Annotated in this window: 22 protein-coding genes; 12 read left to right on the top strand and 10 right to left on the bottom strand. The window is 68.4% G+C overall.

Annotated features, from left to right (window positions below; genetic code table 11):
* Positions 1 to 42 precede the first annotated feature (42 nt).
* The gene (locus ACSQ3D_RS24430; RefSeq protein WP_436128584.1) at positions 43 to 522 is read right to left on the bottom strand and encodes a GNAT family N-acetyltransferase; all 480 of its coding nucleotides are present in this window, start codon (positions 520 to 522) and stop codon (positions 43 to 45) included.
* A gap of 52 nt (positions 523 to 574) precedes the next feature.
* Entirely contained in the window at positions 575 to 1,435 is an 861-nt protein-coding gene (locus ACSQ3D_RS24425) for a creatininase family protein (RefSeq protein WP_436128583.1), read from the bottom strand.
* A gap of 58 nt (positions 1,436 to 1,493) precedes the next feature.
* Between ACSQ3D_RS24425 and ACSQ3D_RS24420 the strand changes: the two genes are divergently transcribed.
* The 4 genes from ACSQ3D_RS24420 (at position 1,494) to ACSQ3D_RS24405 (ending at position 9,684) form a co-directional block, all read left to right on the top strand.
* Positions 1,494 to 2,255, top strand: coding sequence for an alanyl-tRNA editing protein (locus ACSQ3D_RS24420; RefSeq protein ID WP_396504981.1), 762 nt, complete (start codon positions 1,494 to 1,496; stop codon positions 2,253 to 2,255).
* Positions 2,256 to 2,517: 262 nt separating this feature from the next.
* Positions 2,518 to 6,432: a DUF748 domain-containing protein gene (locus tag ACSQ3D_RS24415; protein WP_436128582.1), complete on the top strand. Its 3,915-nt coding sequence runs from the start codon at positions 2,518 to 2,520 to the stop codon at positions 6,430 to 6,432.
* A gap of 255 nt (positions 6,433 to 6,687) precedes the next feature.
* Positions 6,688 to 8,964, top strand: coding sequence for a protein-disulfide reductase DsbD family protein (locus ACSQ3D_RS24410; protein WP_436128581.1), 2,277 nt, complete (start codon positions 6,688 to 6,690; stop codon positions 8,962 to 8,964).
* A 105-nt stretch (positions 8,965 to 9,069) separates the two neighbouring features.
* On the top strand, positions 9,070 to 9,684 hold the full coding sequence (locus ACSQ3D_RS24405) for a thioredoxin family protein (RefSeq protein ID WP_056420160.1): 615 nt from the start codon (positions 9,070 to 9,072) through the stop codon (positions 9,682 to 9,684).
* 43 nt (positions 9,685 to 9,727) lie between these two features.
* On the opposite strand, the gene ACSQ3D_RS24400 is transcribed toward ACSQ3D_RS24405, so the two are convergent.
* From ACSQ3D_RS24400 to ACSQ3D_RS24390, 3 genes are all read right to left on the bottom strand, one after another.
* Entirely contained in the window at positions 9,728 to 10,267 is a 540-nt protein-coding gene (locus ACSQ3D_RS24400) for a hypothetical protein (protein ID WP_082486041.1), read from the bottom strand.
* A complete protein-coding gene (locus tag ACSQ3D_RS24395; protein WP_396504977.1) occupies positions 10,267 to 10,674 on the bottom strand; it encodes a L,D-transpeptidase in 408 nt (135 codons plus the stop codon). The genes ACSQ3D_RS24400 and ACSQ3D_RS24395 overlap by 1 nt, the downstream gene beginning before the upstream one ends.
* A 168-nt stretch (positions 10,675 to 10,842) precedes the next feature.
* Positions 10,843 to 11,655 carry an IclR family transcriptional regulator gene (locus ACSQ3D_RS24390; RefSeq protein WP_436128580.1) on the bottom strand — a complete coding sequence of 271 codons (813 nt, stop codon included), beginning with the start codon at positions 11,653 to 11,655 and terminating at the stop codon, positions 10,843 to 10,845.
* Between the two features lie 144 nt (positions 11,656 to 11,799).
* Here ACSQ3D_RS24390 and ACSQ3D_RS24385 point away from each other — a divergent pair, with 144 nt between their 5' ends.
* The 4 genes from ACSQ3D_RS24385 to ACSQ3D_RS24370 all read left to right on the top strand — a co-directional run bounded on the left by ACSQ3D_RS24385 (position 11,800) and on the right by ACSQ3D_RS24370 (position 16,001).
* On the top strand, positions 11,800 to 12,756 hold the full coding sequence (locus ACSQ3D_RS24385; RefSeq protein WP_436128579.1) for an MBL fold metallo-hydrolase: 957 nt from the start codon (positions 11,800 to 11,802) through the stop codon (positions 12,754 to 12,756).
* Positions 12,757 to 12,951: 195 nt separating this feature from the next.
* On the top strand, positions 12,952 to 14,604 hold the full coding sequence (locus ACSQ3D_RS24380) for an FAD-dependent oxidoreductase (protein WP_436128578.1): 1,653 nt from the start codon (positions 12,952 to 12,954) through the stop codon (positions 14,602 to 14,604).
* Between the two features lie 19 nt (positions 14,605 to 14,623).
* Positions 14,624 to 14,911 (top strand): DUF2783 domain-containing protein, encoded by a 288-nt coding sequence (locus tag ACSQ3D_RS24375; RefSeq protein WP_436128577.1) that lies wholly within the window; start codon positions 14,624 to 14,626, stop codon positions 14,909 to 14,911.
* A gap of 121 nt (positions 14,912 to 15,032) precedes the next feature.
* Complete coding sequence (locus tag ACSQ3D_RS24370) at positions 15,033 to 16,001, top strand: Bug family tripartite tricarboxylate transporter substrate binding protein (protein WP_436128576.1); 969 nt, start codon at positions 15,033 to 15,035, stop codon at positions 15,999 to 16,001.
* Between the two features lie 182 nt (positions 16,002 to 16,183).
* Here the strand turns inward: ACSQ3D_RS24370 and ACSQ3D_RS24365 are convergent, their stop codons facing one another.
* Genes ACSQ3D_RS24365 through ACSQ3D_RS24355 form a run of 3 tightly spaced genes read right to left on the bottom strand, consistent with a single transcriptional unit; the run spans position 16,184 to position 17,919 of the window.
* Entirely contained in the window at positions 16,184 to 16,747 is a 564-nt protein-coding gene (locus tag ACSQ3D_RS24365) for a DUF2062 domain-containing protein (protein ID WP_056420176.1), read from the bottom strand.
* Between the two features lie 7 nt (positions 16,748 to 16,754).
* Positions 16,755 to 16,916, bottom strand: coding sequence for a hypothetical protein (locus ACSQ3D_RS24360; RefSeq protein WP_200912460.1), 162 nt, complete (start codon positions 16,914 to 16,916; stop codon positions 16,755 to 16,757).
* A 19-nt stretch (positions 16,917 to 16,935) separates the two neighbouring features.
* Positions 16,936 to 17,919, bottom strand: coding sequence for a TerC family protein (locus ACSQ3D_RS24355; protein ID WP_436128575.1), 984 nt, complete (start codon positions 17,917 to 17,919; stop codon positions 16,936 to 16,938).
* Between the two features lie 154 nt (positions 17,920 to 18,073).
* Between ACSQ3D_RS24355 and ACSQ3D_RS24350 the strand changes: the two genes are divergently transcribed.
* The gene (locus tag ACSQ3D_RS24350) at positions 18,074 to 18,979 is read left to right on the top strand and encodes a LysR family transcriptional regulator (RefSeq protein WP_056172723.1); all 906 of its coding nucleotides are present in this window, start codon (positions 18,074 to 18,076) and stop codon (positions 18,977 to 18,979) included.
* A gap of 283 nt (positions 18,980 to 19,262) precedes the next feature.
* Here the strand turns inward: ACSQ3D_RS24350 and ACSQ3D_RS24345 are convergent, their stop codons facing one another.
* Together ACSQ3D_RS24345 and ACSQ3D_RS24340 are read right to left on the bottom strand one after the other, a co-directional pair.
* Positions 19,263 to 20,591, bottom strand: coding sequence for a sulfatase family protein (locus tag ACSQ3D_RS24345; RefSeq protein WP_436128574.1), 1,329 nt, complete (start codon positions 20,589 to 20,591; stop codon positions 19,263 to 19,265).
* A 321-nt stretch (positions 20,592 to 20,912) separates the two neighbouring features.
* Positions 20,913 to 21,866: a tripartite tricarboxylate transporter substrate-binding protein gene (locus ACSQ3D_RS24340; protein ID WP_396504969.1), complete on the bottom strand. Its 954-nt coding sequence runs from the start codon at positions 21,864 to 21,866 to the stop codon at positions 20,913 to 20,915.
* 117 nt (positions 21,867 to 21,983) lie between these two features.
* On the opposite strand from ACSQ3D_RS24340, the gene ACSQ3D_RS24335 reads away from it, so the two are divergent.
* The 3 genes from ACSQ3D_RS24335 to hemE all read left to right on the top strand — a co-directional run bounded on the left by ACSQ3D_RS24335 (position 21,984) and on the right by hemE (position 25,555).
* Positions 21,984 to 22,541: a MarR family winged helix-turn-helix transcriptional regulator gene (locus ACSQ3D_RS24335; protein WP_436128573.1), complete on the top strand. Its 558-nt coding sequence runs from the start codon at positions 21,984 to 21,986 to the stop codon at positions 22,539 to 22,541.
* Positions 22,542 to 22,708: 167 nt separating this feature from the next.
* A complete protein-coding gene (locus ACSQ3D_RS24330; protein WP_436128572.1) occupies positions 22,709 to 24,289 on the top strand; it encodes an MFS transporter in 1,581 nt (526 codons plus the stop codon).
* A gap of 153 nt (positions 24,290 to 24,442) precedes the next feature.
* Positions 24,443 to 25,555 carry a uroporphyrinogen decarboxylase gene (hemE, locus tag ACSQ3D_RS24325; RefSeq protein ID WP_436128571.1) on the top strand — a complete coding sequence of 371 codons (1,113 nt, stop codon included), beginning with the start codon at positions 24,443 to 24,445 and terminating at the stop codon, positions 25,553 to 25,555.
* Position 25,556: the final 1 nt, after the last annotated feature.

Below are 25,556 nucleotides of genomic sequence, written 5' to 3'. Positions count from 1 at the left end.
GTTCGCCCGCAGCCGCCCCGCGGGGGGCCGGCACAAGCGGCTCTACGTTGTGGGCGATGCCAACTCCAGCGCCAGAAACCTCGTTCCCGGCACAGGGTTGAAACTCACGGGTTCTGCTGGCATAAAACCCAAGGATTGATACAGCCTCTGCGCTGCCACGAACTCAGGCAGCACGTCCAGGCACATGCGCCGATAGCCGACTGACGTGGCCTGGTGCAGCATGTGCTGCACCATCCTGCGGCCCAGGTCCTGGCCACGCGCCACGGGTCGTATGTATACACGCTTGAGTTCACACGTGACCTCGTCCACCCTGCGAAGCGCTGCGCACCCAACGACCTGGCCTTCGATGGTAGCCAGCAGGATGCACCCGTCGGGCCGCGCGTACTTGCCGGGCAACTGTGCAAATTCCTGTTCGTAGTCCTGAAACCCCAGGTCGACCTTCGGGCTCATAACGTACTCGCGAAAGATGGCGGTGACTGCGGCGAGGTCTTCAGGGAAGCTCGCGGGCCGGATGGTGGTCATGAAAGGATGTGGGCTCGGGCTGAGGGCTCTGATCGTTGGCCGCGAGGGCGCATCACTCCGTGTCCGGGCGCACCGTCTGCAGGGGCAGCTGTGCCAGCTCCTGCAGCAGCGCCACGAGCTGCTGCGCCGCAGCCGCCACCACGGCCTGTCCCTTGTCCGCAGAGGCGGCCGCAGCATTGCCCACCGCGCCGGCGGGGTGGTAGTCCTGCATCTGCCAGCCCAGCTTGGCGCTCTTGCCGTTGCCCAGAATGGCGTACTGTTCCGACCGGTCCTGCGAGGTGGAGCGGAAGTCCCGCGCGTGCTCCATGTGCACCGTGTCGGGCGCCAGGTGCAGCATCATCGACGTCTCGATCTCGCCCGCATGGATGCCGAAGCGGTGCTCCTGCGCGCTGAACTGCCCGGCCACAGCATCGGGCAGCGGCAGGCTGAACCAGCTGGCGCTGTAGACGATGAGGTCGCAGCGGGTGCGCAGCTCGCGCGCCACGATGTCCATCACGCTGACCTGGCCGCCGTGGCCGTTGAAGAGCAGCAGCTTCCGGATGCCGGCGCGCGCCACGCATTCGCCGATCTCCGTCCACAGCGCGATCACGGTAGCGGGTGACAGCGTGAGAGTCCCGGGAAAGCGGATGTGCTCCGGACTCAGGCCCACGTTCTGCGGCGGCAAAAACAGCACCGGCAGGTCGGCGGGCAGCTGCGGCAGCGCGGCGTCGATCACGCCCTGCAGCAGGGTGGCATCCACCGACAGCGGCAGGTGCGGCCCGTGCTGCTCGATGGCGGCCACGGGCAGCACGGCCACGGTGTGCGCGGCCTGGCCGGAGGCTTTCAGCTGCGCGAAGTCGCGTGTCGAAAGGTCGGCCCAGAAACGCGAGGGCAGTGGCGGCATGGCGGATAGGGGAGCGGCAGCGGCAGTCATGCCCGCCATGGTAGCCGCGCGGGGGCCGTGGCGGGGCCCCGGCGCTACCATTGCACGCATGACCCACGACCTCTTCCGACAAGACGCCTACCTGCGCGAATGCAGCGCCCACATCACCGCCATCACCGATGCTGGCATCGTGCTGGACCAGACCGTGTTCTACCCCCTGGGCGGCGGCCAGGCCGGGGACAGCGGCGTGCTGGTGCTGGCGGATGGCACCGAGATCGCGATTGCCGACACCCGCAAGGGCAAGGACGCCGAGGGCAAGCCCACCAGCGACATCGTGCATGTTCCAGCCCCCGGGCAGGAAGACCGCCTGGCGAAGCTGGCGGCTGGCACTGCGGTCACCGCCCGCATCGACTGGGAGCGCCGGCACCGCATGATGCGGCTGCACACCACGTCGCACCTGCTGTGCCATGTGGTGCCGCAGTTGGTCAACGGCTGCTCGATCACGCCTGACTATGCGCGGCTGGACTTTGCGATGACCGACCCGCTGGACAAGGACCAACTGACCGCCGCCATCGCGACGCTCGTGGCTGCCGCGCACCCGCTGACCGTGGCCTCGATCAGCGACGAGGAGCTGGACGCCAACCCCACGCTGGTCAAGAGCATGAGCGTGCAGCCCCCGCGCGGCACGGGGCGCATCCGCACCATCCGCATCGGGGGTGACGGCGGTGACGGCGGCACACCGCTGATCGACCTGCAGCCCTGCGGCGGCACGCACGTGGCCAACACGGCAGAGATCGGCGCCATCGTGGTCACCAAGATCGAGAAGAAGAGCGCCACCACCCGCAGGGTGGTGCTGGGCTTCGCCCAGTGAGGCCACGCCAGAAGCACGCCCGGTGAGGCTGCTCCAGAAGCACAGCACCCGTTGCCCCCGCTGCGCGGTGCAGAGGGCTTCGAAGCGCGAGAAGGCCCAACGTCAACAATCGTGAACCGGGCCCGCGCCTTCGTTGCAATGGCTTACCCAGGCTTTTGCACAACAGGGACAATAGCGACCCACGCGCGCGGCTGTATTGCCTGTTGTCTGTCTTGCCTTCCAGGCCTCTGCCTGGGCCGCGGCGCCCCCTGAATCTGCCGCCATGCCGCCTGCCCTGCGCCCCGCCTCTCTCGCTTCCATCCGCCAGCACCGCTGGTTCCGCCCTGCGGCCTGCACGCTGGCGGGGTTGATCGGCGTGTGGGCGGTGGCCTGGCTGGCCGTGCCGCCGCTGCTCAAGGGCCCGCTGGAGCGTGCGGCCACCGCGCAACTGGGCCGTGCGGTCACCGTGGGCGCCATCGATTTCAAACCCTGGACGCTGGAACTCGCGCTGCGCGATATCGCCGTGGCGGGCGCTGCTGGCGCGCCGCCGCAGCTCACCATCGGCCGCGTGTATGTGGATGGCGAGCTGCAGTCGCTGCTGCGCTTCGCGCCGGTGGTGGACGCCTTCACCGTCGAGAACCCGGTGCTGCGTGTCACGCACCTGAGCGACGGCCGGTACGACGTGGACGACATCATCGCCAAGGTCACAGCGCCCACAAGCGAGCCCGACAGCGGCCCGGCGCGGCTGGCGCTCTACAACCTGGCGTTGACGGGCGGCAGCATCGACTTCAACGACCAGAGCGTGGGCAAGACGCACGAGGTGCGGGACCTGGCGCTGAAGGTGCCGTTCATCAGCACTCTGTCCACGCAGCACGAGGTCAAGGTCGAGCCCCACCTCTCCTTTGCACTCAACGGCAGCCGCTTCGACTCGTCGGCAGCGGGCACGCCGTTTGCGCAGACGGGCCGGGGTGATGCGAGCATTCGCCTGGACGGCCTGCGGTTGCCCCCCTACCTGGGCTACCTGCCCGCCAGCCTGCCGGTCAAGGTGCAGGACGCCACGCTGGATGTGGACGTGAAGGTGGCCTTCGAGCAGGCGCCGCGCATGTCCGTGAAGCTGACCGGCACCGTGCAGGCGCGCGATGTGCGGCTGACCGACCGCCAGGGCGGCGACCTGCTGTCGTACGAGCGACTGAAGGTGGACATGGCCGATGTGCGCCCGCTGGAGCAGGTGGTGCACCTGAGCCAGGTGGAGCTGACCGCACCCGTGGTGACGGCGGCGCGCGATGCGTCGGGCCGGATCAATTGGGCGCAGCTGGCGCCGAGCCCGGCAGCCACCAGCGCGCAGACAGCATCGACGACCACCGGCCCCACATCGGCAGCAGAGCCGTCGGCATCGACGGCGTCGGCATCCGAGACCACCGCCAGCGCCGCAGCTTCTGCGCCATCCCCCAGTGCAAGCCAGGCGGCCTCTGCGCCTCGCGCTGGTGCCAGCAAGGCTGTCAGCAAGCCAGCCGCCGCACGACCCGCCTGGGCCGTGCGCGTGGACCGCGCCGCGGTGCGCGGCGGCACCGTGCGGTGGTCGGACCAAGGCACCCGGCCCGCCGCCACGCTGCAGGCCACGGACTTCACGCTCGACATGGCGGACCTGTCGCTCCCGCTCGTCAAGCCCTTCAGCTTCAAGGGCGGGCTCAAGCTGCAGGACGGCGGCTTGCAGTTCACCGGCGAGGCCACCGACCAGAAGGCGCAGGTGAACGCGTCGGCGCAGGCGCTGTCGCTGCAACTGGCCGCGCCTTACCTGGCGCAGGTGCTGGAGCCCACCGTGGCAGGCCTGATCACCGGCGACCTGGGCGTGGCGTGGGAGGCGCCCGGCGCCAAGGCGGCGCAGGCCGGTGCCACGGGCGTGACGCTGACCGCCGGCCCGCTGGCGCTGGAGCAACTGGCCGTGAAGCAGGGCCGCACCACGGTGGCGGGCCTGACCAAGCTGGCGGTCGAAGGCGTGCAGGTGCCGCTGGATGCGCGCACGGCCACGCTGGCCAGGCTGACCCTGTCCCAACCCCTGGCGGCGGTGGAGCGCGGCACGGACGGGCGGTGGATGTTCGAGCGCTGGACGAAGGCCGCCAGCCCCGCGCCGACACCGGCCGTCGACAGCAGTGGCAGTAGCAGTGGCAGCACCAGCACGAGTACCGCCACCACGAACGCCACCAGCGCCAGCACCTCCACCCCTGCGCCCTGGAAGCTGCGCGTGGCCGACCTCGCGGTGGAAGGCGGCACCGTCACGTTCGCCGACAACGCCCAGGCCCGCCCTGTGGCGCTGGACCTGTCGGCACTGAACATCACCGCCAAGAACCTGGCCAGCGACGGCAGCAAGCCCGAGGCGTTCCAACTGTCCGCACGCGCTGCCGCACCCCGCAAAGGCAACGGCAAACCCGAGGCCGGCAAGATCGACTACCAGGGCACGCTGGCCCTGCAGCCGCTGGCAGCACAGGGCAAGCTCGACCTGGCGCGGGTGCCGCTGCATGCGCTGGATGGCTACCTGGCCAGCCAGCTGTCGGTGGAGCTGCTGCGGGCCGATGTGGGCTTCAAGGGCCAGGTTGCACTGGCACTGGGCGACAAGGGCCCCAGCCTGCGCCTGGCGGGCGATGCCGCCATCGATGAGCTCACGGCCAACAGCACCGCCGCCTCCACGCCCAAGACCGAAGCCCAGGTGGGCGAGGAGCTGCTGGCCTGGAAGAGCCTGAACCTGCGCGGCCTGTCCGTGGCCACCGCGCCAGGCACCGCGCCGCGCGTGGAGGTCAAGGAAACCAGCCTGGTGGACTTCTTCGCGCGCATCACGGTGAACGAGGCGGGCCGCATCAACCTGACCGACATCGCCAAGACGCCCGCCGAGGCGCAGGCAGCCAACGCGGCCAGTGCAGCGAATGCGGCCACCGCCGCAGCCTCGGCCAGCGGGCCTGCCGCCGCGTCGGCAGCCGCCGCCAGCACACCCGCCAGCGCTGCCGTCGCCAAGGCCGACCCGCTGGCACCTGTGGTGCAGTTCGGGCCGGTGAGCCTGGTCAACGGCAAGGTGCTGTTCTCGGACTTTTTCATCAAGCCCAACTACTCCGCCGACCTGTCGGAGCTGACCGGCAAGCTGAGCGCCTTCTCGTCCGAGACGCCCGGCGGCGAGCCCGTGCTGGCGGACCTCGAACTGCGCGGCCGGGCGGAAGGCTCGGCGTCGCTGGAGATCACCGGCAAGCTCAACCCGCTGGCCAAGCCGCTGGCGCTCGACATCGTGGGCAAGGTGCGCGACCTGGAGCTGCCGCCGCTCACGCCCTACGCCGTGAAGTACGCCGGCCACGGCATCGAGCGCGGCAAGCTCAGCATGGACGTGAACTACAAGGTGCTGCCCAGCGGCCAGCTCACGGCCAGCAACCGGCTGGTGCTCAACCAGCTGACCTTTGGCGAGCCGGTGCAGGGCGCCCCCAACAGCCTGCCGGTGAAGCTGGCCGTGGCGCTGCTGGCCGACCGCGACGGCGTGATCGACCTGGACCTGCCCATCAGCGGCTCGCTGAACGACCCGCAGTTCCGCCTGGGGCCGGTCATCGGCCGGGTCATCGTCAACCTCATCGGCAAGGCGCTGACCGCGCCCTTCAGCCTGCTGGCCAATGCCTTCGGCGGCGGCAGCGAGATGAGCCACGTGGCTTTTGCGCCCGGCAGCGCTGCGCTCTCGGCGGATGCGAAGCAGAACCTGGACAAGGTGGTGAAGGCCCTGGTCGACCGGCCAGCGCTCAAGATCACCGTGACCGGCATGGCCAGCCTGAAGGACGAGCGCGAAGGCCTGCAGCGCGAGCGCCTGCAGCAACAGGTGCTGGCCGAAAAGCGCCGCGCCAACCCTGCCGACAGCAGCCCGGTGTCGGCCGCCGAATACCCCGCCCTGCTCAAGGAGGTGTACCGCCGCGCCGACATGGCCAAGCCGCGCAACCTGGTCGGCCTGGCCAAGGAGCTCACCGTGCCCGAGATGGAAGCCCTGCTGCTGGCCAACCAGAGCGCCACCGAGGCCATGGCGGCCGACCTGGCCCACGACCGCGGCCAGGCGATCCGCAGCTATCTGGTGGCGCAGAAGCTGCCGGCCGAGCGGCTCTTCGTGGCGGCGCCCAAGTCGGGCAACCAGCCCGACAAGTGGACGCCGCGGGCGGATCTGAGCCTCGAGGCTCGGTAGTCCGCTGAACCGCTGCGCGGCTTCCCCCCAAGGGGACGCACCCGGTGGACCGGCGCAGCCAGATCCACGGGTGCACTGGCGGTGGCCCAGCGCCGGTTGGAAGGGGGATGACCGGGGATTACATCCCCCCAGCACATCGGGGCCGTGGCGCGCCGATTTTCAACGGCCGGGCTGCCCCGCGCACAATGGCGGACCACCGGAATCGACGGAGCGGGCCGGAACCAACGGCGCCGCGCCCGCTCCCACACTGCAACCATGCCTTCACGCCTGCTCAACCGCCTTGCAGTTACTCTGCTTTTGATAGCTGCCAGCGCTTTCTGGACAAGCGCCAACGCCCAATTCAGCCCCAAAACGACAGGCCAGGGGACCAGCGTGGTCACCACGCCGTACGTCCGGGCCGAGCTGATGGCCCATGCGCCCCAGGGCGTGGCGCCGGGGCAGCCGCTGTGGCTGGGGCTGCAGATCACCCACCAGCCCGAGTGGCACACCTACTGGAAGAACCCGGGCGATTCCGGCCTGCCCACCGACCTGGCCTGGACGCTGCCCGCCGGGCTGGACGCGGGCGAGATCGCCTGGCCGCTGCCCAGGAAGATCCCCATCGGCACGCTGGCCAACTACGGTTATGAAGGCACGGTGCTGCTGCCCGTGCCCGTCACGGTGGCCAGCACCTTTGCCGCCGGCCCGCTCGCCAAGGACGCCATCATCCAGCTGCGCGCCTCCTGGCTGGTGTGCCGCAAGGAGTGCATTCCCGAAGAGGGCGAGTTCACCCTGCAATTGCCCCTGCGCAGCACCACGGCGCTCAACGGCGCCGCGTTCGAGGCGGCGGCCAAGGCGCAGCCCCAGCCGGTGCTGGCGGGCACCAACGGCATCGTGCCGGACAGCCAGGCGCAGATCGCCGACGGCAACGCGCTGCAGGTCAGCGTGCACGGCCTGCCGGTGGCGCTGCGCGGCAAGACCCTGGATTTGTTCCCGGAAACCAGCGAAGTCATCGAGAACGCAGCGCAGTGGCCGCAGGCCTGGAACGGCAGCGTGTGGACGGCAAAAATTCCGCTGGCCGCCCAGCGCAGCAGCAGCCCCAGCCTGATGCCCGTCGTGCTGGCCGAACGGGCTGCGGAGCAAGGCGCAGCCGCCCACGGCACGGGCCCCGACACCCGCACCGGCTACCGCGCAGAACTCAAGGTGCTGGGCACCTGGCCGCAGGGCGCGGCGGTGGCCAGCGTCTCACCCGCGCTGGACGCCGCGCTCAAGGCCAATGCGGCGCAGGCAGCCCAGGCCGCAGGCGGCGCGGGAGGAGCGCCGCTGGCGGGCTCCGGCGCCTCCACCCTCACCCTGTCGGCCGCGCTGCTGGGGGCCTTGCTGGGCGGGCTCATCCTGAACCTCATGCCCTGCGTGTTTCCGGTGCTGGCGATCAAGGTCGTGGGCTTTACCCAGCACGCGCAGGACCGCCGCGCGCACCGCCTGAGCGGTCTGGCCTACACGGCCGGCGTGGTGCTGTCGTTCCTGCTGCTGGGCGCGCTCATGCTGGGCCTGCGCGCTGCCGGCGAGGCCGTGGGCTGGGGCTTTCAGCTGCAGTCGCCGGCCGTGGTGGCGGGACTGGCCGCGCTGTTCACGGTGATCGGGCTGAACCTGGCAGGAGTGTTCGAGTTCGGCCACTTTCTGCCGTCGTCCGTGGCCAGCCTGCAGGCGCGCCACCCGGTGGCCGACAGCTTTCTGACGGGCGTGCTGGCCGTGGCCGTGGCATCGCCCTGCACCGCGCCGTTCATGGGTGCGTCGATGGGTCTCACGGCCACGCTGCCGGTGCCCCAGGCGCTCGCGGTGTTCGCGGTGCTGGGCCTGGGCCTGGCGCTGCCGTATCTGGCCGCGAGCTTCATCCCCGCCGTGGCGCGCGCCCTGCCCCGCCCCGGCGCATGGATGGACACCTTCCGCAAGTTCATGGCCTTCCCCATGTTTGCCACCGTGGTGTGGTTGGTGTGGGTGCTGGGGCAGCAAAGCGGCATCGACGGCGCGGGCGCGCTGCTGATCCTGCTGGTGGGCGTGGGCCTGGTGGCCTGGTCGCTGTCGCTGGCGGGCCGCGCACGCCGCTGGATGGCCACGGTGTCGGTCGCCGCGTTCGCGCTGCTGGCCTGGTCGTTCGGGCCGCACATCACCAACGTGTCGGCCGCTCCCACTTCGCAGTCCACCAGCGCTGGCGGGCCCCAGTGGCAGGCCTGGGCGCCGGGCGCGGCCGAGCAGATCGTGGCCAGCGGCCGCCCCGTGTTCGTGGACTTCACCGCGGCCTGGTGCGTGACCTGCCAGTACAACAAGAAGACGACGCTGGCCGATAGCAACTTGCTGGCCGACCTGGCCGCCAAGGACGTGGCCCTGCTGCGCGCCGACTGGACGCGCCGCGACCCGGCCATCACCGCCGCGCTGGCCCAGCTGGGGCGCAACGGCGTGCCGGTGTACGTGTTCTACCGGGCCGGCAAGCCGCCCGTGGTGCTGACCGAAGTGCTGAGCGTGCAGGAGGTGCGCGCCACCATCGCTCAGCTGTAAAGGCAATGAAGAGCGCGGCCACGAGGCTGCGCTGGGTTCCGTGCGGCGCGTCGTTCGTCGTGTTGTCGTTGTTCACCTTAGCCATCTACCGAAGGAGATTCCGCCATGAAGTTGCTTCGCCGTACGCTGATTGCCTCTGCCGCCGCGCTGTTCGCCACCGGCGCCGCGCAGGCCGCCACCACCGTGGGCCAGCCCGCCCCCGACTTCACGCTCAAGGACGCCACCGGCAAGACCGTGAAGCTGTCGGACTTCAAGGGCAAGCATGTGGTGCTGGAGTGGACCAACCCGGGCTGCCCCTTCGTGCGCAAGCACTACGACAGCGGCAACATGCCCGCCACGCAAAAGGACGCCACGGGTAAGAACGTGGTGTGGCTGGCGGTCAACTCCACCGAGAAGGCCAGCAGCGACTACCTGGAGCCGGCCCGGCTCACGGCCTGGCTCACCGAACGCAAGGCCCAGCCCACCGCGGTGCTCATGGACGAGGAAGGCACCGTGGGCAAGAGCTACGGCGCACGCACCACACCGCACATGTACATCGTCAACCCGCAGGGCGTGCTGGTGTACGCGGGCGGCATTGACAGCATCCCCTCGGCCCGCCCGGCCGACATCGAGAAGGCCACCAACTATGTGAAGGTGGGGCTGTCGGAGGCGCTGGCGGGCAAACCCATTTCAGCGGCGACGACGCAGCCGTATGGGTGCAGCATCAAGTACAAGTCTTAGGCGCCGCCCGGATCGACAGGCTTCAGAGTCCAAGCTGGATTCATCAATGCATGGCCAGCTTCGAGCACCCCGCCTCCAGTGCTTTGAACAGGTCTTTGGACGTTTCCACTTCGCCTCTCACGTCCATGTACTGAGCGGCGATCCGCTCGCCATCTTTTGACGAAAAGAACAAGACGGGCTCGTTGCTGATATTGACTGTGCCGTCCAGCATTTCTATTCGACCCAGGAATATAGGGAATAGGGTCGTCATGTCCTTGGCCTCGACCAATTTTTTGGGCTTGAGGGAGGACATTTGCTCAATGAAGCCGCCCAGATCCGGGCTGCCGAGGCAATGTTTGGACTTACCATTGGCAACTACATGCAGATAAAAGGGATCATCGTTGTTGGCTCGGTGCGCCACCAGTGAAATGCGATCACTTTTGAAGTAGTACACCAGCCCGGGAGATCTTTCGAAATTCAAAACTTCCATGTCGCCAACCCCGGGATATCCGCCCGGCCACATTGCAGAATAGAAGACCATGGAACCCGCCCCAAAGGCAAAGCCAAAAAAAAGCAAAGCTGAATAGACAAAGGCTTTTTTCATTAGAAAACATGCACCATGGTGCCTTTTGGAGCCCAGTCAAACAGAGACCTGGCATCGTTTTCTGACAATCTTACGCACCCATGCGAGCCAAACCATTCACCCAACTTGCCCCTTGCTGCGCGAACCACGGATAGCGGCACTGCACCGTGGTATTGATGAAATGCTTTCTTATCACTGGTAAAGAACATGGCGTAGTTCATTTGCACGTTGTAAGTGCGGCTTCTATAAATTTTGCTTTTCTCGTATATTTTAAAAGTCCCACGGTCGGTCGGATGACTTTCGTCTCCAGTCACGCAGTCAAAAACAAAGACCCTTTTCAAGCCCTCCATCGCCTCAACGGTCTGGAGCGATAAATTGACTTTGATTGTTTTTGAAACCTTACTGGGATTCTTCTTTGGTGGCACCATGCTTACCCTCGAGATTTGAGGGCCAGAGTTTAGGCACAGGTCAAACAGAATGCACTGCCCATTCCGCCAACATTTACACAGTTACGGCCATCCGCCAATGACTGCCTTCTTACGCCAGTCCTCCGCTCGGTTGATGTGGCAATTTAAATTCAAAGAGAATAATATTTTTTAGCCAGTTACAGCAGCCCCCAGCCTCTGCGACAAACTCCGCGCCGCCTCGCGCAAATGCTGCGCCGCCGCGCTGCTTGGCCCCGTCTGCAGCGTGGCACTGGGTCCGATCACCGCCAGGCACAGCACCAACTGGCCGAACCCGTCGAACACCGGCGTTGCCAGCGCGCTGATGCCGGGCAGCAACTGATCGGTCACCTGCGCCACCTGGTGCGTGCGCACCAACTCCAGCTCGGCGGCAAACGCCGGTTCGTCCAGCGCCCCTGCAAACCCCTCGGCCGCCAACGCAGCAGCGGCACGCTCGCGCGGGCCGAAAGCCGCGAACACCTTGCCCGTGGCCGTGTGGCGCACCGACGCGGTGGTGCCGTGGCGCATGGCCACGTACACCGCGGTGGGGCCTTCTTCCACGCGGATGATGGTGGGGCCGTTGTCGCCCCAGACCGAGGCCGACACGGTGTAGCCGATGCGCTGGGCCAGCGCGGGCAGCTCGGCGATCGCCAGGCGCACCGGGTCTACCTGCTGCAGGCTGATCAGGCCCAGCTGCATGGCCAGCGGGCCCAGGCCGTAGTGGCCGCTCACGGCGTCCTGCTCGATGAGGCCCAGCTTGCCGAAGCTCACCAGGTACGGGTGCGCCTTGGCGGGCGTCATCTCGGCGGCGCGGGCCAGGTCCTTGAGCGCCATGCGGCGGCCGGTGCGGGCCAGCACCTTGAGCAGTTGCCCACCCACTTCCACGCTCTGTATGCCACGCGGCGTGCGCGGGCTGGTGTCGTCTTCGTCGTCGGGGCGGGGCGGGTCGATGGGGGCGGAAGGCATGGCTGCGATTGTCCACGGCAAGCGCTGGTGTCTGGATCTCAGGGTTTTCACCCAAGCAAATGCGTTAGACATTGGCGAATTTATTGCCTAACATCAAAACATTCCGTTTAGATAAACGCATTCACCCATAACGAATTTCACACCATGACCACCAAGACCTTTGCCTCCGCCGCCGACCTGGACGTCAAGAAGGTGAGCTTCGACAAGCTTTCCGACCATGCGTACGCCTATACGGCCGAGGGCGACCCCAACACCGGCATCATCATTGGCGACGACGCCGTGATGGTGATCGACACCCAGGCCACGCCCGTGATGGCGCAGGACGTGATCCGCCGCATCCGCGAGGTGACCGACAAACCCATCAAGTACGTGCTGCTGTCCCACTACCACGCGGTGCGCGTGCTGGGCGCGAGTGCCTATGGGGCGGAGCACATCATTGCCAGCGAGGACACGCGCGATTTGATCGTCGAGCGCGGCCAGTTCGACAAGGACAGCGAGATCGGCCGCTTCCCGCGCCTGTTCCAGAACGTGGAGAGCGTGCCGGACGGCCTGACCTGGCCCACGATGACCTTCAACAAGAAGATGACGCTGTGGCTGGGCACGCTGGAGGTGCAGATCTTGCAGCTGGGCCGCGGCCACACCAAGGGCGACACCGTGGCCTGGCTGCCGCAGGAAAAGATCCTCTTCAGCGGCGACCTGGTGGAGTTCGACGCCACCCCGTATGCGGGCGACGCGTACTTCCAGGACTGGCCGCAGACGCTCGACAACATCGCGGCCCTGAAGCCCGAAAAGCTCGTGCCGGGCCGCGGCGCCGCGCTGCAGACGCCCGAGCAGGTGCAGGCCGGGCTGGCCGGCACGCGCGCCTTCATCAGCGACCTGTACGAGAGCGTGAAAGCCAGCGCCGCCCAGGGCGAAGACCTGCGCAAGGTGTACGAGGCCACGTTCGCGAAACTGCAACCAAAGTACGGCCACTGGGTGATCTTCAACCACTGCATGCCGTTCGACGTGACCCGCGCGTACGACGAAGCCACGCAGTACCCGGACCCGCGCATCTGGACGGCCGAGCGGGATGTGCAGATGTGGAAGTCCCTGGAAGGTTGAATAGAGAACAACACCCTGAGGCGCTGCGCGCCTTCCCCCTTCTCTCGCACCGCTGCGCGCTGTGGGACGGGGGACGACGCCCTCGCTGCGGGCCAGCCCTGGCTTGGCGTCGCTCGCTGGGGGGCTGCGCCAGTTGCACAGGTCCGTTCCCAGAGCAGCGCCCGGTTCGATCCAAGACACAAAGGTCATGACGCCATGAACCCCAGAGACATCCCTCCCGAGGCCTTCCACGCCAGCGGCGCCGAGGTGCAGGCCCTCGAATTCGGCTACGTGCGCTCGCCCGACCAGGACAGCGCCACGCCCGCGCAGCACCCCGTGGTCATCGTGGGTGCGGGCCCCGTGGGCCTGTCGCTCGCCATCGACTTGGCGCAGCGCGGGCAGCGCGTGGTGGTGCTGGACAACGACCACAAGCTGTCCACCGGCTCGCGCGCCATCTGCTTTGCCAAGCGCACGCTGGAGATCTGGGACCGCCTGGGCGTGGGCCAGCGCATGGTGGACAAGGGCGTGTCGTGGAACGTGGGCAAGGTCTTCCTGCAGGACGAGCAGCTGTACGAGTTCAACCTGCTGCCCGAGGCCGGCCACGAGCGCCCGGCCTTCATCAACCTGCAGCAGTACTACGCTGAGGCCTACCTGGTGGAGCGGGCGCTGCAGCTGCCGGGCATCGACATCCGCTGGCACAACCGGGTCACCGCCGTGGCGCAGCACGGCGACGGCGCGCTGCTGACCGTCGACACGCCCGAGGGCGACTACCGCATCGGCGCGCAGTGGGTGGCCGCGTGCGACGGCTCGCGTTCGCCCCTGCGGCAGGCCCTGGGCCTGGAAGCCAAGGGCCGCATCTTCAAGGACCGCTTTCTCATCGCCGACGTGAAGCTCGCAGGCGGTGCGGAGTTTCCGACCGAGCGCTGGTTCTGGTTCGACCCGCCGTTCCACCCCGGCCAGAGCGTGCTGCTGCACCGCCAGCCCGACAACGTGTGGCGCATCGACTTCCAGTTGGGGTGGGACGCCGACCCCGAGGAAGAAAAGAAGCCCGAGAACATCCTGCCCCGCGTGCAGGCGCTGCTGGGTCCCCACGCGCAGTTCGAGCTGGACTGGGCCAGCGTCTACACCTTTGCCTGCCTGCGCATGGACCGCTTCGTGCACGACCGCGTGATTTTTGTGGGCGACAGCGCGCACGGTGTCTCGCCCTTCGGCGCACGCGGCGCCAACAGCGGCGTGCAGGACGCGGAGAACCTGGCCTGGAAGCTCGACTGGGTGCTGCAGGGCCGGGCCAGCGCCGCGCTGGTGGCCACCTACGGCCTCGAGCGCGAATACGCGGCCGACGAGAACATCGCCAACTCCACGCGTGCCACCGACTTCATCACGCCCAAGAGCGAGATCAGCCGGGTGTTCCGCGACGCCGCACTGCACCTGGCCCGCGACCATGCGTTTGCACGGCGCATCGTCAACAGCGGGCGCCTGTCGGTGCCGGCCACGCTGCATGCGTCGCCCTTGAACACGCCCGACACCGACGCCTTCGCGGGCCCGCAGGTGCCGGGCGCCGTGCTGCTGGACGCGCCGTTGACGCGGCAGGGCCAGCCCACCTGGCTGCTGCGCGCGCTGGGGCCGCAGTTCACGCTCATCGTCTTTGGCGCGGCGCCTGGCTGGGCGCTCGAAGTACCGCAGGTGCAGGTGCTGCAGATCGGCGTGGAGGTGCAGGACAGCGAGGGCCTGGCCGCGCAGCGCCTGGACGCCCTGCCCCACACAGCCTACCTGGTGCGCCCCGACCAGCACGTGTGCGCGCGCTGGCGTGCACCCACTGAAGCCGCCGTGCGCGCTGCCCTGGCCCGCGCCACGGCAGCCCACGCCTGACACCACGGAGCCCCCGACCATGCTCAACACCCAGCCCCACCTGCAGGCCTGCGACGATTTCTACGAAGCGCTGATCAATGCCCACCAGGGCCTGTCCACCCCCGAGAGCCACGCCATGAACGCACGCCTGGTGCTGCTGCTGGCCAACCACATCGGCGACCACGCCACGCTGTGCGACGCGCTGCGGCTGGCACGCGGCGCGGCAGGCCTGAAGACGGCCACGGCCACCGCAACGCCCACCGCAACACCCACCGAGGCAGACCACCAGGCCATCACACCGGTCCTGCCTACGCACGCCATGGCCTGAACGCCGGCCCGCCCCGTACAGCGACACATCCGCACCGTTTCCCCCGGCCGCAGCAGCATCGCAAAGACGGTGCACTGCGGCCTCTGACCCGACCGCACCACAACAACCCGGAGACAAAACCATGCTGCGCAAACACTTCCTCGCCACCCTCGGTGCCCTGGCACTCACCACGCTGGCCCTGCCCGCCACGGCCCAAGACACCAAGCCGCTCGAATGGGTGGTGGGCTATGCGGCCGGCGGCGGCTCCGACATCGTGGCGCGCACGATTGCCGAGTCGATGTCGGCCACGCTGGGCCGCCCCATCATCATCAACAACAAACCCGGCGCGGGCACCAACATCGCGGCCGAATACAGTGCGCGCCACAAGGACTACGGCAACCTCATCTTCTCGGCCGACTTCGCCACGCTGGCGGCCAACCCGTTCCTGTTCAGCAAGCTCAGCTACAACGCCGAGAAGGACTTCCAGCCCGTGGGGCTGCTGGTGCGCTTCCCCATGTTCCTCGTGGTGTCCAACAACGTGCCCGCCAAGAACTTGAAGGAGTTCATGGCCTGGGCCAAGGGCCTGCCCGACGGCGTGAACTGGGCGTCCGCCGGGCCGGGCAGCCCGCACCACCTGGTGGGTGAATTGTTCCGCGAACAAAGCGGCCTCAAGCTCACGCACGTGCCCTACCGCGGCGCCGCCCCGGCCATCCAGGACGTGATCGGCGGCCAGGTGCCCGCGATGTGGATCGACAGCGCCACGGTGTACCCCTTCCTCGCGACCGGCAAGGTCCGGGCCATCGGCGTGGCCAGCCCGCAGCGCGTGGGCACCATGCCCGACGTGGCCACCATCGCAGAGCAGGGACTGCAGGGTTTCGAGGGCTATGCCTGGCAAGGTGTGGTCGCCCCCACCGGCACGCCGCCCGAGGTGGTGGCGAACTTCAGCAAGGCCTTGCAGGCCGCGCTGGCCGACACGCGCACCAAGGCGCGGCTGCAGGCCCTGGGCGTGGAGCCGATGCCTGGTACCGCGGCGCAGATGGGCAGCTTTGCGCGTGCCGAGCGGGAGAAGTGGGGCCGGGTCATCACCAAGGTCGGCGTAAAGCTTGACTAACCCCACTGATTGAGCCCCCTGAGCGGCTGCGCCGCTTCCCCCTCAAGGGGACGCCTCCAGCGGCCCGGCGAAGCCGGTTCCGCGGTGGCACTGGCGATGGCGGCGCGCCGGTTTCGCAGCCTGTGGACTTTAGGATCTGCGGAGCCTCGCGCTTCGGAAAGTGGGCAGCGCCGATTCGCCCGTTACGCAGCGGCTGATCGGCAGCGTGCCAGCCGGCGCTTGCGCTGCAAAGCAGGGGCCAGCCACATCAGTTGCACCGCGGCATAACCCAGCGCCGCGAGCAGCAGTCCCAGTGTGGGCAGGCCGACGAGCAGCGGCGTGCCCAGGGCCTGGATCCACGCCGCCATCGCCTGCACCGAGAAATCGCCGCCCGGTGCGACGCTGCTCCACGGCGGCAGGGTTTGCGTGCCGGGCATCACCAGCGACCCCAGGTAGAACGCCAGCGCATACAGCGGCACGGTGGTGAACGGGTTGGTATAGAAGGTGGCCACAGACCCGGCCACCACGTTGCCGCGAATCCCGGCGCACACCACCAGCGTGCCCGGGATCTGCAGGGGCCCGGGGATGAGCCCGCAGAACATGCCCGCTGCCACACCGCGCGCCAGCGGCTCGCGCTGAAAGCGGAACAGCGCGCGCTGCTCCAGCCAGGGCCGCAGGCTGGCCAGCCAGCTGCGGTCCAGGTGGGTGCGGGCCCGCGGTTCCAGGCCGCGCAGCCAGCGGCGCAGGGAGCACAGCATGGACATCATCGCGCGGTCAGTTCCAGGCGAAGGCCGCTGCCGTGCCCGCGCCGCACAGGGCCGACAGCCCCATCAGCAGGCGCACATCGCGCTTCTCGTTGCCCGCCCGGTGGGCGATGACGGTGGCGGCGACGAGGCCGCCCAGGAGAAACAACAGTACAGAGTCCAGCAGTTCCATGGTGTGTGCTTCCTTGCGGTCAGTCCTTGGGTGGCAGGGCTGGCGCAGGCTGCTGGGTGCTGCCACCCGAGCTGCGCAGCGACAGGAAGATGGAGCCTGCGATCAGGCCGGCCGTCACCAGTAGGGCGTAGCCGATCGGGATCTTGACCAGGTCGATGAGCAGCATCTTGCCACCGATGAAGATCAGCACCAGCGCCAGTCCATAGGCCAGCAGGTGGAAGCGGTCCGCCAGGTCGGCCAGCAAGAAGTACAGCGCACGCAGGCCCAGGATGGCGAAGATGTTGGCCGTGAGCACGATGAACGGGTCGTTGGTGATCGCGAAGATGGCAGGGATGCTGTCGACCGCGAAGATGATGTCGGTGGTGCCGATGAGCACCAGCACCACGAACAGCGGGGTGTAGTGCTTCACGCCGTTGACCAGCGTGGAGAGCTTCTCGCCGTCGAACTGGTCGGTGATGCGGATGCGCTTCTTCAGGAACTTGAGCACCGGGTTGGTCGCGATGTCAGGCTCCTGGCCTGCAGCGAACCACATCTTGGCACCGGTGACGACGAGGAACGCGCCGAACACGTACAGCAGCCAGTGGAAGGTGGCCAGCAGCCAGGCGCCCGCCAGGATCAGCAGCGTGCGCAGCACGATGGCGCCGATGATGCCGATGATGAGCGCGCGCTTTTGGTACTGCGGCGGCACGGCGAAGTAGCTGAACAGCATCAGGAAGACGAAGATGTTGTCGATCGACAAGCTCTTTTCCACCAGGTAGCCGGTGATGAACTGCATCGACACCGTGTTGGCCACCTCCCGCCCCTGGCTGCTGTCGAGGTACCACCACAGGATGGCCACGAACACGAAGGCCAGCGAGAACCACAGCAGGCTCCAGCGCAGCGCCTCTTTCATCGTGACCTTGTGCGCCCCCTGGCGCTCCATCACCAGAAGGTCGACGCCGATGGCGACGACCACGAAGACGGCGAATCCCGCCCACATCCACCAGGTTCCTATTGTTTCCATGAATCTTTGCTCCGAAGGGAATTGGTTCGTCTGCCGGGCGCCCCACCCGACAACAGCCCGCACTGTAGGGACGCGAGAGATTCTTAAAAACCTGTCATATTGATACCATTGGTTCGGTTTTTACGAACCTTTGCGATTTCTCCCAGGAAACCCCATGAGCCAGAGCTTCAACTACCGCCATCTTTTCTACTTCTGGGTGGTGGCCAAGGAGGGCGGCATCGCGCGCGCCGCCGAGCGGCTGGACATGGCCGTGCAGACCATCAGCGCCCAGGTGCGCGAGCTGGAAAAGGCCTTGGGCGTGAGCCTGCTGCGCTCCGAGGGCCGCAACCTGGTGCTCACCGACGCGGGCGTGGCCGCGCTGCACGAGGCGGACCACATCTTTGCCCTGGGCGAGCTGCTGCCCGTGCGCGTGCGCGAGGCCGCCACCGGCCAGACGCTGCGGCTGAACCTGGGCATCTCCGACGGCATCGCCAAGCTGGCCGTGCACCGGCTGCTGACCCCCGTGCTGGACGAACCCCACCTGCGCCTGCTGTGCCACGAGGGCGAGTTCCAGCCGCTGCTGGGCGAGCTGGCGCTGCACAAGCTCGACGCGGTGCTGGCCGACCGCGCCGCCCCGCCCAACCGCGCGCTGCGCACCACCAGCCAACTGCTGGGCACAAGCGCCATCGCCTGGTACGCCCCGCCGCTGTGGGCCGAGGCGGCCGCCACGGACTTCCCGCACAGCCTGGCCGTGGTGCCCGTGCTGCTGCCCACCGACCACGCCGCCATGCGCGCCCGCATCGACCACTGGCTGGAGCGCGAACGCATCCGCCCGCGCATCGCCGGCGAGTTCGAGGACAGCGCCCTCCTGAGCACCTTTGCCGCCACCGGCATGGGCGTGATGCCCGCCCCCGTGTCGCTGGGCGAGCACCTGGCACACACCCACGGCCTGGTGCAGGTGGGCACCACGCCGGATGTGCAGGAACAGTTCCACCTGATCTACAGCGCCCGCAAGGTGATGCACCCGCTGCTCACGCGGCTGCTGGAGGCGGGGAAGAGCGGGACGCTATTGAATCAATAGCTGGTGGCGCTTGCCTATCAAGCGGTAGGGGCCTGAAATGCTTAGAAAACATTTCACCCGCATCGCCCCATCCGGTTGGGGTGAGCGCGTCGAAGCCAGGGCCTGGAAGGGGCCGCCCTTCGGCCAACTCGGCGGGAGCGGGCATGGGCTTCAAGATTGCGCAGTTCGTGCAAGGCTTCGACAGGCTCAGCCCGAACGGATGTTGGTTGAACGGCGCTCCGGCTGCCAAAACTGGCGCGCCCCCATCCCAGTGCCACCGAGGCGCGCAGCGACTCAGGGGAATTTACCTCCCCGGCATGTCCTTGACCGAGTAGCCCAGGCTCACCGTCGCGTCTTCGGGAATCGCAGGCATCGACGCATTCCACGCCTCCCACGCCGCGCGCATGGACTGCAAACGCTCCGGTTCCACCGGCGCGCGGTTGGCCCGCTCGCGCTCGTCCTGGGTCAGGTTGAACAGGTAATCGTTGCCGTCCACCCGCAGGTACTTCCAGTCGCCCTGGCGCATGGCGCGCTGGCCGCGGTGGTTCATGCGCCAGAACAGCGCCGGGTCGTCCAGCACCGACGGGTCGCGCAGCAGCGGCATCAGCGAGCGGCCGTCGAGCGGGTAGTCGGCGTGCGGTGTCGCGCCCGCTGCATCGAGCATGGTGGCGGACCAGTCCATGGTCATGCAGGTCTGCGGGCTCACGCTGCCCGGCGCGATCACGGCGGGCCAGTGGGCGATCCAGGGCACGCGGATGCCGCCTTCGGTCAGGTCCATCTTGCCGCCGACCAGGGGCCAGCTGTCCGAGAAGCGCTCGCCGCCGTTGTCGCTGGTGAAGACGAGCAGCGTGTCGCGGTCGATGCCGTGCCGCTGCAGCGCGGACATGATGCGGCCGATGCCTTCGTCCATATGGTGGATCATGCGGCGGTAGGTGTCGATGTTGCCGCCGTGCAGGTGGAACAGGTTGCCCTTGACCTCCTGCGCCAGCGCCTCGTCGTCACGCGTCTCCCACGGCCAGTGGGGCGCCGTGTAGTGCAGGCTCAGGAAGAACGGCGTGCCGGCCTGCGCGCCTGGCGCCCTGCGCTCTACGTAGTCGAGCGCGTGGTCGGTGATGAGGTCGGTGAGGTAGCCGTCCTGCTGCTTTTCCTCGTCGCCCAGGTACAGGTCGTGCTGGCCGCCCGAGCTGCAGTGCGTGAAGTAGTCCACCCCGCCCGACATGGGGCCGAAGAACTCTTCGTAGCCCGAGCGCAGCGGCCCGAATGCGGGCGGGTAGCCCAGGTGCCACTTGCCCATCAGCGCCGTGCGGTAGCCCGCTGCGCGCAGCAGCGACGGCAGCGTGGGGTGATCGGGCGGCAGGCCCAGCGTGGTGCTGCCGCGGCTCTTGCTGTTGATGGGTTCCTCGGCCGCGCCGCGCAGGCGGTACTGGTAGCGCGCGGTCATCAGCGCAAAGCGCGTGGGCGAGCAGACCGGTGAATTGGAGTAGCCTTGCGTGAGCTTCAGGCCGCGGGCGGCCAGGCCGTCGAGCACGGGCGACACGGCACCGAAGCTCGCGTCGCGCCCGCCGTAGCAGCCCAGGTCGGCATAGCCGAGGTCGTCGGCGACGATGAAGATGATGTTGGGGCGTTGGGGCATGGGGCGGGTCCGAGGGGTCGGGTGATCGGTTGGCTCTCACCACCACCCAAGTCCGTTCGGGCTGAGCTTGTCGAAGCCTTGCGCAGCGCTTCGACAAGCTCAGCGTGAACGGGTAAATGGTGTTGGGAGGTGGCGGCGAAGGTGGTGGCAGAGGCGGGGTGTATGTGGGAGCTTGTCGGTAGCGCTCGGCGATATCGTCAATACCGTTCGGGCTGAGCCTGTCGAAGCCTTGCGCGGCGCTTCGACAGGCTCAGCGTGAACGGTTGGTGGTGTGTGGTGCGCGGCGTTTGACGTTTGGCGCTTGGCGGAAGCGCAGTTCCCTCAAGGCTTGAAGCCCGAGCGCTGCACCACCGGCGCCCACTGCGCGCGGTACGCCTTGAGCATCGCTTCGGTCTGCGCCATGGTCGCCACCACCGGCTCCATCTTGGCCGCCTCGAATTTGCGCTGGGTGTCCGGGTCCTTCATCACCTCCACGATCAGCCCGGCCAGGCGTTCGGCCTGGGCCTTGGGCATGCTCATCGGGGCGAAGAAGGTGTTCCAGCCGGTGGCGGCCAGGTCCATGCCGCTTTCCTTGAAGGTGGGGATCTTGGTGTCCAGCGGGCTGCGCTTGGCGCTCGACACGGCCAGGATGCGGATCTTGCCGGCTTCGTGCTGGGGCAGCAGGGTGTCGAAGGTGTCGAACGCCACGGGCACCTGGCCGCCCAGCAGGTCGTTGAGCAGCGGGGCGGAGCCGCGGTAGCCCACCACCTCGGCGCGCACCTTGGCGGCGTCGCCCACCATCAGGCCGAAGAAGTGCGGCAGGCTGCCCGTGGCCGGCACGCCGAAGTTGGCCTTGTCGGGGTTGGCGCGCAGCCAGGCCATCAGGTGCGGCAGTTCCTTGACCGGCACGGCGCTGGCCACGGCCACGCCGAACTCGTAGCTGTTGACATGGCTCACGGGGCGGAAGTCGCGCTCGGGGTCGTAGCCCGCGTCGGGGAACACCAGGGGCGCCACCAGCATGACGGCGGGGTTGGCCAGCAGCAGCATGGGCTGGTTGGCGGGCGCGGCCTTCACGGCCTGGGCCGACAGGCGGCCGCCCGCGCCGGTCTTGTTCTCCACGATGACGGGCGTGCCGAGCTTGGAGCCCAGCTTGTCGGCCACGATGCGGGCCACGCGGTCGGTCGCGCCGCCGGGGGCGTAGCCGACCACGATGCGCAAGGGCGTGTCCTGCGCCTGGGCCAGGGTGGCGCACAGGGCGAGCGCGGCGGTCAGCACGAGGGCGAGGGGTTTTCGCATGGTCGGGTCTCCAGGCAGGGGCAGGGGCAGTGGCAAAGGGCAGGCAGGCAGCGCGCGAAAGAGCATCGCCGCGCGGCCCACTGTATTGGGCCCACAATCGATTGATCTAATCAATTCATGCCCGGAGATACCCTGATGCCCGCGCCCTCCCCGGCCACGCCAGCGGCCAGCCGGCTGGCCGACCCGCTGGTGGCCCACGACCTGCTGATGTACCGCCTGAACCGCCTTCTGGCGGTGGCTGGCAGCCTGGTGGTGCGGCTGTGCGAAGGCGGTTACGGCATCACCCGGCGCGAATGGGGCCTGCTGATGGTGCTGGCGCAGCACCCGGGCCTGCCGCCGGCGGAGCTGGCCCTGCGCCTGGGGCTGGACCGGGCCCGCACCTCGCGCGCCATCACCTCGCTGCTGGCCAAGAAGCTGCTCATCCGCGAGGCCCTGCCGGGCGACCGCCGCCAGGCCGTGCTGTCGCTCACGCCTTCCGGGCAGGCGGTGCACGATGGGCTGTTCCCGCAGGTCAAGGCGCTCAACCAGGAGCTGCTGGCCGGGCTGGACGCGCACGCGGTGCAGAGCCTGGACCAGGCCCTGGCCGACATGCAGCAGCGCGCCGAGGCGCTGGTCGCCACCCGCACCGACGTGCCGCGCACCTACCGGCTGCGCGGCGGGCGGCACACAGATTGAAGGAGATGCGCGCGGCACCGCCCCAAAACAGGGAACCGGCGATATCCTCCAGAGCGGGGCTCGCGGCCACAAGCTGCTGAGCGCACCCCACGACGACAGACGACCGCACCACGACGAACCCGCGGCCGACCCCGGCCTGCCCACACCCACCGCCCCACCTTCCATTCATGTCGCAGCCATCAACCTCTTTGTGGAGCCCCTTGCGCCAACCAGCATTCCGGGGCCTGTGGGTCTGCGGTGGCGTGTTCTTCATCGGCAGCGGCATGCAGACCATGGCCGCGGCCTGGCTGATGGTGGAGCTCACAGGCTCGTCGTTCCTGGCGGCGCTGGTGCAGACGGCGGTGTTCATGCCGATGTTCCTGCTGGCGCTGCCGGCGGGCGTGCTGGCCGACACGACGGACCGGCGGCGCCTGATCTCGGGCGCGCTGCTGGCGCAGGTGGGGGCCAGCGCGCTGCTCACGCTGCTGGTGCTGGGTGGCTGGGGCGGGCCGGCGTCGGTGCTGTTCCTGGTGTTCATCTGCGGCTGCTGCACGGCGGTGCTGACGCCCGCGTGGAACTCGTCGGTCATCGACCCGGTGCCGCGCGACGAATGGCCGCAGGCCATCACCGCCGTGAGCATTGCCTACAACGCCGCGCGCGCCATCGGGCCCACGCTGGCGGGGCTGGTGTTTGCCCAGCTGGGCGCGGGGTGGGTGTTCGCCGTCACCGTGACCACCACGCTGGTGATGTGGGAGTCGATCCGCCGCTGGCCGCCCAAGGCCCACCCGCCCTCCAAGCTGCCCGCCGAACGCCTGTGGGGCGGCACGCTGAGCGGCCTGCGCTTTGCCTGGCACTCGCGCATCATCCTGGCCCAGCTGGTGCGCGTGATGGCATTCAGCGCCGCGGGCTCGGCCCTGTGGGCGCTGCTGCCCGTCATCGCCCAGCGCCTGGGCACGGGGGCGCCGGGCTTCGGCCTGCTGATGGGGTGCCTGGGCACCGGCGCCGTGGCCGTGGGCCTGGTGCTGGGGCGGCTGCGCGCGCGCTTTGGCATGGAGATCATCGTGGGCGCAGGCGGCGTGGTCTTTGCCGCGGCCATGCTGGTCGCCGCCATGACCAAGATCGCGTGGGTGGTGTACATCGCCATGCTGTTCGCGGGTGCGGCGTGGATGTCGGCCATGTCCACCTTCAACACTGCCACCCAGGCCAGCGCGCCGCAGTGGGTGCGCTCGCGCGCGGTGGCCATGCACATGGTGGCCGCGCTGGGTGCGTTTGCGATGGGCTCGGCCTTCTGGGGGGCGGCGTCGGACATCGTGGGCCTGGCCCCCACGCTGTACACGGCCGCCGCGCTCATGGGGGCCGGGCTGCTGCTGGCACGGCCCATGCCGCTGCGCATGGGCGCGCTGCACGAGGTGACGCAGGCCACGCCCTGGGACGAACTCTTCATCGAGGCCGAGCCCCTGCCCGAGGCCGGCCCGGTCGCCGTGGAGGTGGGCTACCGCATCGCGCCCGGCACGGACGCCGAGTTCCTGGACACCATCAGCCGCATGAAGGCCCCGCGCCGCCGCGACGGTGCCACCTTCTGGCGCGTGTACAAGGACCTGGGCGAGCCATCGCGCTATGTGGAGCGGTTCATCGTCGAGTCCTGGGCCGACTACCTGCACCAGCGCGCCCGCGCCACCATGGCCGACCAGGCGCTGGAAACCGAGGTGCGCGCCTTCCTGGCGCCCGGCGAAGTAGTACGCATGTCGCACTACATCGCTGAAAGATAGCTTCCCCCTGAGCCGCTTCGCGTCTTCCCCCGAGGGGGACGCCACCCGTGGACCGGCAAAGCCGGATCCACGGTGGCGCTGGCCTGGGGCGCGCCAGTGTCAGCCGCAGCACACTGTGCCGGGCCTTGCCGTCCACCCTGCGACAATTGCAGGATGAGCTTTGCCCCCCTCTCCAACGACACCTTCCTGCGTGCCTGCCGCCGCCAGGCCACCGACTACACGCCCTTGTGGCTCATGCGCCAGGCGGGGCGCTATCTGCCGGAGTACAAGGCCACGCGTGCCAAGGCGGGCAGCTTCATGGGGCTGGCCACCAATGTGGACTACGCCACCGAGGTCACGCTGCAGCCCTTGGAGCGTTTTCCGCTCGATGCGGCCATCCTGTTCAGCGACATCCTCACCGTGCCCGACGCCATGGGCCTGGGCCTGTCGTTCGCCGAGGGCGAAGGCCCGCGCTTTGCCAAGGTGGTGCGCGACGAGGCCGCTGTGGAACAACTGGCCGTGCCCGACATGGACAAGCTGCGCTATGTGTTCGACGCAGTCACCAGCATCCGCAAGGCCCTGAATGGCCGCGTGCCGCTGATCGGCTTCTCGGGCAGCCCCTGGACGCTGGCCTGCTACATGGTCGAGGGCAAGGGCAGCGACGACTATCGAATGGTCAAGAGCCTGATGTACGCGCGGCCCGACCTGATGCACCGCATCCTGGCCATCAACGCCGACAGCGTGGCTGCCTACCTCAATGCCCAGATCGACGCGGGCGCCCAGGCCGTGATGGTGTTCGACAGCTGGGGCGGCGTACTGGCCGACGGCGCCTTCCAGGAGTTCAGCCTGGCGTACACGAAACGGGTGCTGGCACAGCTCAAGCGCACCGGCGTGGACGGCACCGACGTGCCGCGCATCGTCTTCACCAAGGGCGGCGGCATCTGGTTGCCGGACATGAAGGACCTGGACTGCGAAGTGCTGGGCCTGGACTGGACGGCCAACCTGGGCCATGCCCGCGCCATCGTGGGCGGCCAGGTGGGCGGCCCCGGCAAGGCGCTGCAGGGCAACATCGACCCGAACGTGCTGTTTGCGCCCCCCGCGCAAATCGCCACCCAGGTGCGCCACGTGCTGGACAGCTTCGGCAAGCCCCACACCGACCGCACCACCACCGGCCCCACGCACATCTTCAACCTGGGCCACGGCATCAGCCAGTTCACGCCGCCCGAGCATGTGTCAGCCCTGGTCGAGGCCGTGCACAGCCACTCGCGCGCGCAGCGGCAGGGCTAGC

This window comes from Acidovorax sp. LjRoot117, assembly GCF_964252695.1.
Classification (GTDB): domain Bacteria; phylum Pseudomonadota; class Gammaproteobacteria; order Burkholderiales; family Burkholderiaceae_C; genus Acidovorax.
The sequence above is the reverse complement of the archived record's forward strand: the minus strand, read 5'-3'. Positions and strand labels throughout refer to the sequence as shown.